This window comes from Nocardia aurantiaca (genome assembly GCF_009708175.1).
GTDB classification, from domain to species: domain Bacteria; phylum Actinomycetota; class Actinomycetes; order Mycobacteriales; family Mycobacteriaceae; genus Nocardia; species Nocardia aurantiaca.
The window spans coordinates 41,269-53,541 of record NZ_WMBB01000004.1 but is presented as its reverse complement, the minus strand read 5'-3'; the positions used below and the strand labels follow the sequence as shown (position 1 = coordinate 53,541).

Annotated in this window: 12 protein-coding genes; 8 read left to right on the top strand and 4 right to left on the bottom strand. The window is 67.7% G+C overall.

What is annotated here, in order from left to right; all coding sequences use genetic code 11:
- Positions 1–39: 39 nt before the first annotated feature.
- Positions 40–165 carry a hypothetical protein gene (locus GLP40_RS34390; protein WP_268867089.1) on the top strand — a complete coding sequence of 42 codons (126 nt, stop codon included), beginning with the start codon at positions 40–42 and terminating at the stop codon, positions 163–165.
- Between the two features lie 260 nt (positions 166–425).
- Entirely contained in the window at positions 426–1,121 is a 696-nt protein-coding gene (locus tag GLP40_RS08970; RefSeq protein ID WP_154787420.1) for a hypothetical protein, read from the top strand.
- A 542-nt stretch (positions 1,122–1,663) separates the two neighbouring features.
- On the opposite strand, the gene GLP40_RS08965 is transcribed toward GLP40_RS08970, so the two are convergent.
- Positions 1,664–1,948, bottom strand: coding sequence for a DUF2631 domain-containing protein (locus tag GLP40_RS08965; RefSeq protein WP_328289903.1), 285 nt, complete (start codon positions 1,946–1,948; stop codon positions 1,664–1,666).
- 206 nt (positions 1,949–2,154) lie between these two features.
- Between GLP40_RS08965 and dxr the strand changes: the two genes are divergently transcribed.
- The 3 genes from dxr to GLP40_RS08950 all read left to right on the top strand — a co-directional run bounded on the left by dxr (position 2,155) and on the right by GLP40_RS08950 (position 6,350).
- A complete protein-coding gene (gene dxr, locus GLP40_RS08960; RefSeq protein WP_328289902.1) occupies positions 2,155–3,294 on the top strand; it encodes a 1-deoxy-D-xylulose-5-phosphate reductoisomerase in 1,140 nt (379 codons plus the stop codon).
- Between the two features lie 22 nt (positions 3,295–3,316).
- Entirely contained in the window at positions 3,317–4,519 is a 1,203-nt protein-coding gene (locus GLP40_RS08955; protein WP_154787418.1) for a M50 family metallopeptidase, read from the top strand.
- A gap of 190 nt (positions 4,520–4,709) precedes the next feature.
- Positions 4,710–6,350: a TerD family protein gene (locus GLP40_RS08950; RefSeq protein ID WP_328289901.1), complete on the top strand. Its 1,641-nt coding sequence runs from the start codon at positions 4,710–4,712 to the stop codon at positions 6,348–6,350.
- A 14-nt stretch (positions 6,351–6,364) separates the two neighbouring features.
- Here GLP40_RS08950 and GLP40_RS08945 read toward each other — a convergent pair whose 3' ends face one another.
- On the bottom strand, positions 6,365–7,063 hold the full coding sequence (locus GLP40_RS08945; protein WP_328289900.1) for an endonuclease V: 699 nt from the start codon (positions 7,061–7,063) through the stop codon (positions 6,365–6,367).
- 183 nt (positions 7,064–7,246) lie between these two features.
- Between GLP40_RS08945 and ispG the strand changes: the two genes are divergently transcribed.
- The 3 genes from ispG (at position 7,247) to GLP40_RS08930 (ending at position 11,312) form a co-directional block, all read left to right on the top strand.
- A complete protein-coding gene (gene ispG, locus GLP40_RS08940) occupies positions 7,247–8,404 on the top strand; it encodes a flavodoxin-dependent (E)-4-hydroxy-3-methylbut-2-enyl-diphosphate synthase (protein ID WP_328289899.1) in 1,158 nt (385 codons plus the stop codon).
- 168 nt (positions 8,405–8,572) lie between these two features.
- A complete protein-coding gene (locus tag GLP40_RS08935; RefSeq protein WP_328289898.1) occupies positions 8,573–9,436 on the top strand; it encodes a GNAT family N-acetyltransferase in 864 nt (287 codons plus the stop codon).
- 88 nt (positions 9,437–9,524) lie between these two features.
- Positions 9,525–11,312, top strand: a complete 1,788-nt coding sequence (locus GLP40_RS08930; protein WP_154787415.1) for a penicillin-binding transpeptidase domain-containing protein — start codon at positions 9,525–9,527, stop codon at positions 11,310–11,312.
- 27 nt (positions 11,313–11,339) lie between these two features.
- Here the strand turns inward: GLP40_RS08930 and GLP40_RS08925 are convergent, their stop codons facing one another.
- Both GLP40_RS08925 and GLP40_RS08920 read right to left on the bottom strand, forming a co-directional pair.
- Positions 11,340–11,540 (bottom strand): hypothetical protein, encoded by a 201-nt coding sequence (locus GLP40_RS08925; RefSeq protein WP_154787414.1) that lies wholly within the window; start codon positions 11,538–11,540, stop codon positions 11,340–11,342.
- A 211-nt stretch (positions 11,541–11,751) separates the two neighbouring features.
- Positions 11,752–12,261: a peroxynitrite isomerase gene (locus tag GLP40_RS08920; RefSeq protein WP_230329430.1), complete on the bottom strand. Its 510-nt coding sequence runs from the start codon at positions 12,259–12,261 to the stop codon at positions 11,752–11,754.
- Positions 12,262–12,273 lie beyond the last annotated feature (12 nt).

Genomic DNA, 12,273 nt, shown 5'->3' with positions numbered 1-12,273 from the left:
CCCCGCAGTGGGAAGTGCGCCTCTAGAAAGCCGGTATCAATGCAGTTCAGCAAGCTCGCCGCCATATCGGCGCCGGTCATCGCGGCCCTCGGTGGCACGGCGGGAACCGTGCACGCCGATCGCACCGGTTTCGTCCAGCACATCAACCATCCGGCGAACAGGTAGCCATCGGTTCGCGAAGAAGGCCCGCTCGATCGCCGCTCCGTGGCGGTGTGAGGCATACCTCTTTGTGTGCTGTTAATTGCCTGGATCACATATTCAAAGGTCAGCGAACGCCATCTTTACGCAAAACGCACTTTAGGAAGTGTTTTCGCTACGGTTTGGCAACAAGTAGGCAACATTTGCTGACTTATCCTGTTCCGGGTGCTCGATGAGGACCTCGCTCCCAAGAGGGAAGTGCCCGTTCAAGAAAGCGACGATAAGTAATGCGTTTCAAGAAGTTTGCTGCCACCTCGGCCCTCGCCATCGCGGCTCTCGGCGTCTCCGCCGGCACGGCCTACGCCGATCCCGCCGCCGCGGCTCCCGCCGCTCCCGGCATCCACTGGGACACCAAGATCGAGGGCGCTTCGGTCGTGCTGAAGACCGACGCGGGCTCGCTGACCACCCAGGACGGCCAGTTCCAGGTCCGGGACAGCAACGGCGGCCTGGTCACCCAGTTCCCGCTCAGCTTCATCACCGGTGACGTCGCCCACCCGGTCGCGGCCAAGATCGACGGCAACACGGCCACCTTCACCCCGAACATGGACCCGGCCGCTGCCGTCCCGGCCCCGGCCCTCCCCGCCCCTGTCGTCAAGGACGTCGCCAGCCAGGCCGACCAGGACGCCGCCTTCGGTGCCGCGGTCAACCAGTTCGGCATCGCCAGCTCCATGGGCACCCTGATCGGCACCCTGGTCGGCGGTGTCGCCGGTTGCGCCATCGGCGCCGCGGGCGGCGCCATCGCCGGTGTCGTGGTCATGTCGGTTCCGACCGGCATTGCGGGCTGTGTCGCGGGCGCCGCGATCGGCATCCCGCTGGGCGCCGCCGCCGGTCTGGTCGGCGTCGGCGTGCCCGCCGCCATCGCGGTCGGCATCGGCCTGTTCAACCGCCTGAACGCACCGGACTCCGCCCCGGCCGCCAACTGAGCCGCAGCGGACGGCCGGACCACCACGATCCGGCCTCGCCGCGGCAGTGGCGCGCACCCGCGGCGAGTAGCGGTGCCGGTGCAGGAGGCATTGCGTGACAACAGAATTCGGGCCGGACCGCTTGGGGGCGGTCCGGCCCGAATCTGTTTGCGGTACTACCGCTCTTGCTGCGAGCAGGACGTGTTGAACCAGTCGACGGCGTCGGTCAGGCCGGTCACATCGTCATCGATCAGCGCTGTCGCGACGGCGGCATTGGGGGCCTTGTCCGCGCACGATCGATGCCGAGCAACTCGGCGGCAGACGCCTTCTGCCCGTCGTTGTCGATGCCGTTGAGCTACTCGCCGATCGGCGGCATTGATCAGATCGGTCGCGGTGCCGCAGGCGGCGGACTGAGCCCGGGCGGCGCCGGCGGGGCGGACGACAGGATGAGGATCTGTCCGGTTCCAGCTACGTCGTTCTGACGTCGCGAGTGTCTCGGAAGGGGCCGACAAGACCCGAACGCCCCACGGACATGTCCGCGGGGCAAGGGAATTCGTGTCGAACTAGCGCGGGCGGCGCGACAGGATGGAGTCGCGGATCAGGATGAACGCGATGCCGACCGCGAACAGCACCAGGAAGATGTAGCCGACATTGCCGGTACCCGACGAGCTGCCCTGCTGGTTCTCGAACAGCATGGCCAGCAGGATCGCGACGACGACCCAGCCGGCGGTGCGAGCGGTACGGCGCGACTCCCCGCTCCAGCCCCACGCGGCGGACGGAACCTCGGCGGTGTCGACCTTGGTGACAACCTCAGAGGGGTGCGCGGGTTCCAGTTCCGTGGCGGCCACTGTGGCTCCTTTACGGCTCGAATCGATTGCTGGCCAATATCGTGACATACGACCCACTGTCGTAGCCAACAGGGGTTTGACAACTCTGGTAGCTCTCGGGGGCCAGCCCTCGAAACCCCGGAGACGGTCGGGCGTGTCGCGCAGACCCGATCCAGCGGGCATCGGGGCGGGGCGGGTCCGAGATCGTGGCGGGGGACAATGGGCGCGTGTCCGACGTTGTGAGAGTTCTGCTGCTGGGCAGCACCGGTTCGATTGGTACGCAGGCACTGGAGGTGATCGCCGCCAACCCCGACCGCTTCGAAGTGGTCGGTCTGGCGGCGCGCGGCGGTAATACGGAACTGCTGGCACAACAGATCGCGGCGACCGGGACCACCAACGTGGCGGTGGCCGATGAGGCGGCGGCCGCGAAATTGGGTGTGGCGCTGTCGGGCCCGGGCGCGGCGACCGAGCTGGTGCGGCGCACCGACGCGGACGTGGTGCTCAACGCGCTGGTCGGCTCGCTCGGGCTGGAACCCACCCTGGCCACCCTGGAATCGGGACGGCGGCTCGCCCTGGCCAACAAGGAATCCCTGGTGGCGGGCGGATCGCTGGTGACGAAGGCGGCCAAACCCGGGCAGATCGTGCCGGTGGACTCGGAGCATTCGGCGCTGGCCCAGTGCCTGCGCGGCGGACGCGCGGAGGAGGTGGCCAAGCTGGTGCTCACCGCCTCGGGCGGACCGTTCCGCGGCTGGACCACCGAGATGCTGGAGTCGGTGAATCCGGCCGAGGCCAAGACCCATCCGACCTGGTCCATGGGACCGATGAACACGCTCAACTCGGCGTCGCTGGTGAACAAGGGCCTCGAACTGATCGAGACCCATCTGCTGTTCGGCATCGGATACGACCGCATCGACGTCACCGTGCACCCGCAGTCCATCGTGCATTCGATGGTCACCTTCTTCGACGGCTCGACCCTGGCCCAGGCCAGCCCGCCGGACATGAAGCTGCCCATCGCGCTCGCCCTGGGCTGGCCGGACCGTGTCCCCGGCGCGGCCGCCGCATGCGACTTCTCCATCGCCTCGACCTGGACCTTCGAGCCGGTCGACAACAAGGTCTTCCCGGCCGTCGAGCTGGCCCGGCAGGCCGGGATGGCCGGCGGTTGCGTGACCGCGGTCTACAACGCCGCCAACGAGATCGCCGTGCAGGCCTTCCTCGACGGGCTCATCCGATTCCCCGACATCGTGCGCACTGTCGCGCGCGTCGTGGAGTCCGCCGACCGCTGGAGCGCCGAACCCGGTAGCTTGGACGAGGTGCTCGCGGCCGATACGTGGGCGCGCGACACCGCACGCACGATCGTGCGCGGCTGACACCAGGAGGGCTCGGAACCGGATGGTCTACGCGATCGGCTTCGTACTGTTCGCCCTCGGGATCACGGCCTCGGTCGCCCTGCACGAATGCGGCCACATGTGGACCGCGCAGGCAACCGGCATGAAGGTGCGGCGCTACTTCATCGGTTTCGGACCCAAGATCTTCTCATGGCGGCGCGGCGAGACCGAGTACGGTCTCAAGGCGCTGCCGCTGGGCGGTTTCTGCGATATCGCGGGCATGACCGCCCTCGACGAGCTGGAACCCGAGGAACTCGACCGGGCCATGTACCGGCAGACGACCTGGAAGCGGCTGCTGGTCATGTCCGGTGGCATCCTGATGAACTTCCTCATCGGCTATCTGCTCATCGTGCTGCTCGCGGCGGCCTGGGGGCTGCCGCGCTTCGACCAGCCGCCGGCCACTCAGCTCGGCAAGATGAGCTGCGTGTCCAACCAGGCCCCCGACCTGTCGTACCTGCCCTGTACCGGCGACGGCCCGGCACAGCTGGCGGGCCTGCGCCGCGGTGACCGGGTGACCGCCGTCAACGACACCAAGATCAAGACCTGGAACGAGTTCCGCGCCGAGACCGAGAAGCAGACCGGCACCTTCACCTACACCGTCGACCGCGACGGCCAGACCCTCCAGATCCCGGTCACCCCGCAGTTGGCCACCGTGTACGCGGAGAAGAACGGCACCCCGAAGACGGTCGCCAAGGTCGGCGTCGGCCAGGACTACTACGCCCCGGTCCAGCACAACATCCTCTCCGCCATCCCCGCCGCGGGAGCCTTCACCGGCCAGATCGCGGTACGCACCGTCGAGTCGCTGGCCCAGATGCCGTCCAAGGTCGTGGACCTCTGGCACGCCGTCACCGGCGGCACCCGCGACCCGGAGACCCCCGTCAGCGTCTACGGCGCCTCGAAAATCGGCGGCGAAACCGCCGAACACGGCGCGTGGCCCCTGTTCATTCTCACCCTGGCCAGCCTCAACTTCTTCCTCGGCGCCTTCAATCTCCTCCCCTTGCTTCCGTTGGACGGCGGCCACATGGCCGTAGTCGTCTACGAGAAGCTCCGCAACCTCTTCCGCAACCGCAAGGGCTTGCCGGACGGCGCGCCGGTCGACTACCTCAAGCTCCTCCCAGCCACCTACGTGGTGGTCGTGATCGGCGGCGCCTACATGATTCTCACCCTGGTCGCCGACATCGTGAACCCCGTCAAGCTGTTCCCCTGAGCCCGAAAGCCGCTGGCTTTCAACATAACCGGTGTCGGTTGACCGATGCGGTCCGCTGATGGTGTCGGTGCGGCTGGGTAGTGTGTCCGGTCGAGGCCGCAACTGGGCTCGGGTGGGATCGCGAATCCAAAGTTCCTGGCGCAGAGCGTGGCTCGGAATCGACTGCGCACGAAGGAACGGGGTCTGGGTCGTGGAGTTGGCGCGTGGTGCGAATGCGCTCGTGGTCGCGTCGGCGGTATCGCTGGTGTTGGAATGGGATGGCGATCGGGAAGTCGACCCCCATGCTCTGCTACTGGCCACGACGGGGAAGATCCGATCCGATGATGATTTCGTCTTCTTCAACGCGCCCCGCCATCCGTCCGGTGCCGTTGTGCTGGAACAGATCACAGCCGGGCGGGCCGGACTGTCGGTGCACCTGAGCGAGATCGAACCCGAGGTGGATCGCGTCGTGATCGCGGGATCCGTCGCGGCCGGTTCCTTCCAGGACGTTCCCGCGCTGGTGGTCAGCGTTCTGGACGCCGGCCGTCGGCTGTTCGACTATCGCGTGTCGAGCCCGGAATCGGTGCAGGCCATGGTGTTCGGTGAGTTCTATCGCCGTGACGGCGGCTGGAAGTTCCGTGCGGTCGGACAGGGCTGGTCGAGTGGATTGCGTGGGCTCGCCGAGGAGTTCGGCGTTGCGGTGGACGACGATCAGCCGCCGCCCATCCCAGCGGTAACGCCTCCCGCGGCAGTTGCCCCGGCGCCCGCACCCGTCATGGCACCCGGGTGGTACGTAACGCCGCAGAACGCGGGCCAGGTGCAGTGGTGGAACGGGGCGGCCTGGACCGAGGACCGCCGACCGCGGCATCCGCCGCACGATCGCGCGACCTGCGGCCGCTGCGGTCGGCCGAGAGCGGTGCGTCGAATGGGCGGTGCGCCGCCGTGTCAATGGTGCCTGCGCGAGGTCCACCAGCTGATGGAGACCTGGCGCGGCCAGGCCTGGCAGGTACTCACCGCGGACGGGCCCCGTGGGCCGCGCTGGGACGAACTGTGGGTGATGCTTCGGTTCCATATGGTCAGCGAGGACACCGGGCGCGAGGCGCTGCGGCCGCTGGCCGTCGCTCACCTGGAGCGGATGGTCGCCTTCGCTTTCGCCGACAACCAGATCGACCAGCAGGAGCTGGACGACTTCGACCGGACCGTCTCCGAGCTGCGCGCCGCCGCCGATCTGTCCGCCGCGGGATCGCTCATCCACGGTCTGCGGCAAAGGATGCTCCGCGGCCGGTCGCTCACCCAGGTGAGGGCCGGGGACCTACCCCGGGTGAGCCGGCCCGATCTGCACCTCGAGGCGGACGAACTGCTGCACGTGGACGTCGACGCGGTGCAGATCAGATACCTGGCCAGCGGTCCGAAGCAGAGCTCGGGGCGCTTGATCGGCAGTAGCAGGAAGCTGCGTTTCATCGGTGCCGGCGCGGGGAGCGAACTGGCGTGGGCCAAGATCGTTTCGGTTCGGCACGAGTACGACACGGTGGTGATCGATGCGACGACGGCCCGGGGTGGCGGTAGCTACCGGGTGCGGGACGCCGAGTATGTCGCCGCCGTGCTGGAGGGCACACTCCGTGTCGCCAAACGTCTGGTGCTCGCTCCGGGGCAACGCGATTCCCGTTCGATTCCGCAGGATATGAAGGCGCAGGTCTGGCAGCGCGACGCCGGGAAGTGTGCCGAGTGCGGCGCCCAGGAGTACCTCGAGTTCGACCACGTCATTCCCTGGAGCCGGGGTGGCGCGACCAGTGTCGACAATCTCCAGATCCTGTGCCGGGGCTGCAATTTGGCCAAGGGCGCACGCATATGACGGCGTCCCGCACCTCAATTCCGTGAAGTTGTTCCCGCGGCGCCGATTTCGCGGAGGAGTTGGCGGCAGAGATGGTCGGCGCGGCGGGTGGTTTCGGGCTGGCGGTATTCGGGGGTGAGGGAAAGGACCTGGGCGCAGGCGGTCTCCAGGTCGATGAGGTGGCCTACCGAGACGTATACCGGTTTGACGTCGGTGCGGGTGCGCAGGGCGCGGCCTACGGGGTCGCCGTCGATGGTGATGACGGAGGAGGCGCCGCGTTCGCGGGCGGGCTCCTCGAACTCGCCCCAGGCGTTCTTGGCCACGCCGAAGGTGGGGATGCCGGTCAGGAGACCGAGGTGGCAGGCGAAGCCGAACCGGCGGGGGTGGGCGAGGCCCTGGGCGTCGCAGATGAAGAGATCTGGTGCGGCGGTGAGGGTTTCGAGGGCGGCGAGGGTGGTGGGAAGTTCTCGGAAGGCGAGGAGGCCGGGGACGTAGGGGAAATCTGTGGTGCCTCGGGCGGTGGCGGTCTCGATGGTTTCGAGGGTGGTGGTGTCGAGGACCACGATGGCTGCCACCACATTGCCGTCGTCGTCATAGGCCGAGTCGAGCCCCGCAACCGTCCGGAATTCCGGTGGCCGGGGGTTGGCGGCGATCACCCGGGACCGGAGCCGATCTTGCAGTGCCACCGCCTCTTCCGGGGTGCGTGGCCACGGATCTGGATTCGCTACCTTCACTCGTCGGAGCGTAAACCTCTGCGTCGACGGTAACGAGTATGAACGGTAGACCCGGGTCGATTCCGCGTCCCGCACTCGGCGCGGGTAGCGTTGTCGCCGCCGTCACAGGGCGACCGGTATTCGAGCCTCGGTAAGCTCGGAGCCGGTAAGGGTGAGGACTTAGTCGAAAGTAGGCAGCCGATCGTGACCAGTGCCATCACTTTGGGGATGCCGGCCGCACCGGCGGCCGTCCTCGCGCCGCGGCGCAAGACGCGCCAGCTGATGGTGGGCAATGTCGGAGTGGGGAGTGAGTTCCCCGTCTCGGTTCAGTCGATGACCACCACCAAGACCCATGACGTCAACGCCACCCTGCAGCAGATCGCGGAGCTGACCGCGTCCGGCTGCGACATCGTACGCGTGGCCTGTCCGCGTCAGGAGGACGCGGACGCGCTGGCGACCATCGCCCGCAAGTCGCAGATCCCGGTGATCGCCGACATCCACTTCCAGCCCCGCTACATCTTCGCCGCCATCGACGCGGGTTGCGCCGCGGTACGGGTGAACCCGGGCAACATCAAGGAGTTCGACGGCCGCGTCAAGGAGGTCGCCAAGGCCGCCGGTGACGCGGGCATCCCGATCCGCATCGGCGTCAATGCCGGGTCCCTCGACAAGCGGATGCTGGAGAAGTACGGCAAGGCCACCCCCGAGGCGCTGGTGGAATCGGCGCTGTGGGAGGCGGGCCTGTTCGAGGAGCACGGCTTCGGCAATATCAAGATCTCGGTGAAGCACAACGACCCCGTGATCATGGTCGAGGCCTACCGCCAACTCGCCGCGAAGTGTGACTACCCACTGCACCTGGGTGTGACCGAAGCCGGTCCGGCCTTCCAGGGGACCGTCAAGTCGGCCGTCGCCTTCGGCGCGCTGCTGAGCGAGGGTATCGGTGACACCATCCGCGTCTCGCTCTCGGCCCCGCCCGCCGAGGAGATCAAGGTCGGCACCCAGATCCTGCAGTCGCTGAATCTGCGCCCGCGCAAGCTGGAGATCGTCTCCTGCCCGTCCTGCGGTCGCGCCCAGGTCGATGTCTACACCCTGGCCAACGAGGTCACCGCGGGCCTCGAGGGCATGGAGGTTCCCCTGCGCGTGGCCGTCATGGGCTGTGTCGTGAACGGTCCCGGTGAGGCCCGGGAGGCCGATCTGGGTGTCGCCTCCGGTAATGGCAAGGGCCAGATCTTCGTCAAGGGCGAGGTCATCAAGACCGTCCCCGAGCATCTGATCGTCGAAACCCTCATCGAGGAGGCCATGCGCCTCGCCGAGGAGATGGGCGACGCCGCGGGATCCGGCGCGCCGGTTGTCACCGCGGGTTGACCTGCCCCCGACCACGGCCCGGTTCCCGGCATGTCGCCGGGTGACCGGGCCTTTCACTATTCACCTACCGACTGTTCGGCCTTTATGGGTGGGGGTGTTTTCCCTGGTCGGTGGGCGGCTGGGGGTAATCGGGCGGCGCGGGCCGGGAAGTTCTGGCAGGCTGTCAGCGTGCGGAGTGTGCTGGAGCCGACCCGCCGTGGCCGGACGTCCGGGGCCCGTCAGCTCGCAAACCGTGATCTGACGCAGGTTTTGCGTGTGCTCGACACCGATCCGGTGGCGACCTGCATGGTGGCCGCGCGCCTGCAGGAGTATGGACTGGACCCGCGCGGGACTTACGGCGAACTGTGGAGCCGGGGTGGGCCGGGGGAGTCGTTGTGCTTCTCCGGCGCGAATCTGGTGCCGCTGCGCGGTGGCCGTGACGATCTGAAGGCATTCGCGGAACGGGCGATCAAGGGCCCTCGGCTGTGCTCGTCGGTGGTGGGCCGGCGTGAGCTGGCACTGCCGCTGTGGGAGTTGCTGGTCGAGCACTGGGGGACGCCGCGGGAGGTGCGCGAGGATCAGCCGCTACTCGCGCTGGATCGGCCCGCGAGTATTGCGCCGGATTTGCGGGTGCGGCGCGTCAGGCCCGAGGAGATCGACCGGTATCTGGTGGCCGCGGTCGCCATGTTCACCGAGGAGATCGGCGTCGACCCGCGCGTGGGCGACGGCGGGCGTAGCTATCGCCGCCGGGTATCCGGGCTCATCGAATCCGGTCGGGCCTGGGCGCGATTCGAGGACGGCGAGGTCGCCTTCAAGGCGGAGGTCGGCGCGTTGTCGCGACGCACCGGACAGATTCAGGGCGTATGGGTCCACCCGGATAAACGCGGCCAGGGCTACGGCACCGCGGGCACCGCGACCGTGGCCAATGTGGTGGTCTCCTCCGGGCGCACGGCCAGCCTGTATGTCAACTGCTACAACAATATTGCGCGCCGCGCCTACGGCAAGGTGGGTTTCCGGCAGGTCGCCACCTTCGCGACCGTGCTGCTCGATTGAGCGGTTTTGCTGTGATGTGAGCGTGAAATCCGTTCCGGTGCAGTGTGTCGCGCCGGTTTGCCGGTAGTTGGCTCTACGATTTGACCCGATGTCAACACGGGTCTTCACCACGCTGGTCGCCGCCGCGGTCGCCGTCGCCGCGGCCGGTTGCTCGTCGGGTCCGCAGGGGCCCGCCCAGGCGGCCGAGGCCTTCGTCACCGACTTCGCCGACCACGACGTGCAAGCCGCCGCCGATCGCACCAGCCAGCCCGAAAAGGCCCGTGCCGCACTGGGTTCGGCATGGGATCAGCTCCAGGCGGAGAAGCTGGTGGCGACTACCGGCGCCGCCCGCGTCACCGGTGACACCGCCATCGTCGACTACACCTACGAATGGCATCTGCCCAAGGATCGCGTCTGGACCTACAGGGGCCAGCTGCAGATGGGCCGCACCGACGGCCGATGGCAGGTGCGCTGGTCCTCCGCCGACATCCACCCGCAACTGGGCAATACCCAGACACTGCAACTGCGTTCGAATCCCGCGCCCCGCGCCCGCGTGAACGAGCGTTCGGGCAGCGACGTGCTGGTGCCGGGCTCGCTGTACCGGGTGATGTTCAAACCGTCCACATCGACCGACCCCGTCGGCGTCTCGTTGGCTCTCGCGAATGCCCTGCACCGCTTCGACGACCGCATCACCCCCGACTCCCTGCTGCGCGCGGCTCGCAAGTCGGACGGCGCCTACACCGCGGCCCTGCTCTCCGAATGGGAGTTCGGCGAGGTCAATTCGCAAGTGCTGGGCCTGTCCGGCGTCACCTTCAGCAAAGAATCCGATCTGGTCCCCACCGATCGCCGCTTCGCCCCGGACCTCATGACCCAGGTCCGCAAGACCGTGATCGACGAGGTGGACGGCAAGGCCGGCTGGAGTGTCGTGACCGTGAACGCCAATGGCGTCGACACCGACGTTCTCGAGGAGGTCGACCCTCAGACCTCTCCGTCCTTCTCGCTCAGCGTTGACCGCAATATCCAGAATGCGGCCCAGCGCGCGGTGGACGCCCGCACCGAGCAGACCATGATGGTGGTGCTGCAGCCCTCCACCGGCGCGATCCTGGCCATCGCCCAGAACGAGGCGGCCGACGCCGCCGGCCCGGTGGCGGCGACCGGCCTCTACCCGCCGGGTTCGACCTTCAAGACGGTGACCGCGGCGGCGACCATGACCGCCGGCCACGCCACGCCGGACACCATCGTGCCGTGCCCCAGTCAGATCGTGGTGGGGGAGCGCACGATTCCCAACTACGACCTCTTCAGCGTCGGCAGCGTGGCCATGGCCACGGCCTACGAGCGTTCCTGCAACACCTCTTTCGCCAAGCTCGCCTCGGAACTGGGCGGGGAGGATCTGCGCACGGCCGCGGCCGCGCTGGGATTGGGCCCGGACTATACGATGGCGGGCCTGACGACGGTGTCGGGTTCGGTGCCGCGGGACGACAATATGGTGCAGCGGGCCGAGGACGGCATCGGTCAGGGCAAGGTGCTGGCCAGTCCGTTCGGCATGGCGATGGTGGCGGCGACGGTCGCCAATGGCGCGACGTCGGTGCCGTATCTGATCGCGGGCCATCAGACCCAGGTGTCCGGTGACCGGCCGCAGTTGAAGCCCGCCGTCATCGACGGTCTGCGGCTGATGATGCGCAAGGTGGTGCTCGGCGGTACGGCGGAGCGCATCGTCGATCAGGGTGAGGTCTATGGGAAGACCGGTGAGGCCGAGGTGGACGGCGGTTCGCACTCGTGGTTCATCGGCTACCGCGGTGATCTGGCCTGGGCGACCCTGCTGGTGCGCGGCGGCAGTTCGGACAACGCGGTGGCGGTGACGCGGGACATGCTCGCGGCCTTGCCTCCTGGCTACTGAGCGAATCCGCCTCCGGGCTACCGAGGGTCAGCGTTCACCGGCGAAACTGTCGAACCGCGTGCAGGCGGAGGGATAGAGGCCGCCGACGGTGTCGGTCACGTAACGTTGATCGGCGAGGGCTTTCGCGGGAGGTCCATCGTCGGACGGGTCGCCGATGATCTCGGTGACGCCCGCCCCGGCGAGGATCATGCCGGCGGTGGTGATCAGCAAAAGGGCCGAGCGCTTCATATCCCTCTCCCTTGCTTTGGGGACGAGTGTGGGAGACCTCAACGGTCTGTTTCGGTGGCCCGGTGCTCATTGAGAGTTGGCTGACTATTAGCCAATGCGAGAAACGGTAATCGGTCACTTATGCCGAGGCAACCCCGCAAATGTGCTGCCGCACTCCGCTTCGACAGGAGATCGGCAGTTCATGGGCAGAGTTGGAACTAGAAGTTCACCTTCAGTTTTCGCGCTGCAGGGTCGCCGCGAGGTGGTGGGCCAGCGGTTGCTCGACCGCCGCCATGCGCAGTGAGTACTCGAGGGTGTCGCCCGCGACGGTGATGGTGCGGCCGAGTGCGGTCACCGATTTGGCGGTGCTGCTCAACCCGATCGAGGTGGAGGCGAGTTCCATGCGCAGTTCGCCGTTTTCGTGGACCAGGCTCCCCTCGCAGATCTCGGTGATGCCGGTGGGATGGGCCAGGATCAGCTCGATGCGATCGGGGCCGACGGCCCGCAGGTATCCGGTCTCGCTGTGCATGGGCCGGCTGCCGTCGGCGGCGCGGGTGCGCTGCCGGTAGGTGAGGAAGGGGCGGCCGACGTGGCCGAAGTGCACTTCCTCCAGGTATTCGAACGGTTCGATGGTCGGGTATTCGCCGTGGCCACGACCGCGCCAGGTGCCCAGCAGCGGGGCGAGATGGGCGATATCGGGGTGGGGCGCGACGGCGGTTTGGGGTTCGAGCACGGCGGACAGCTTAATCCGCCT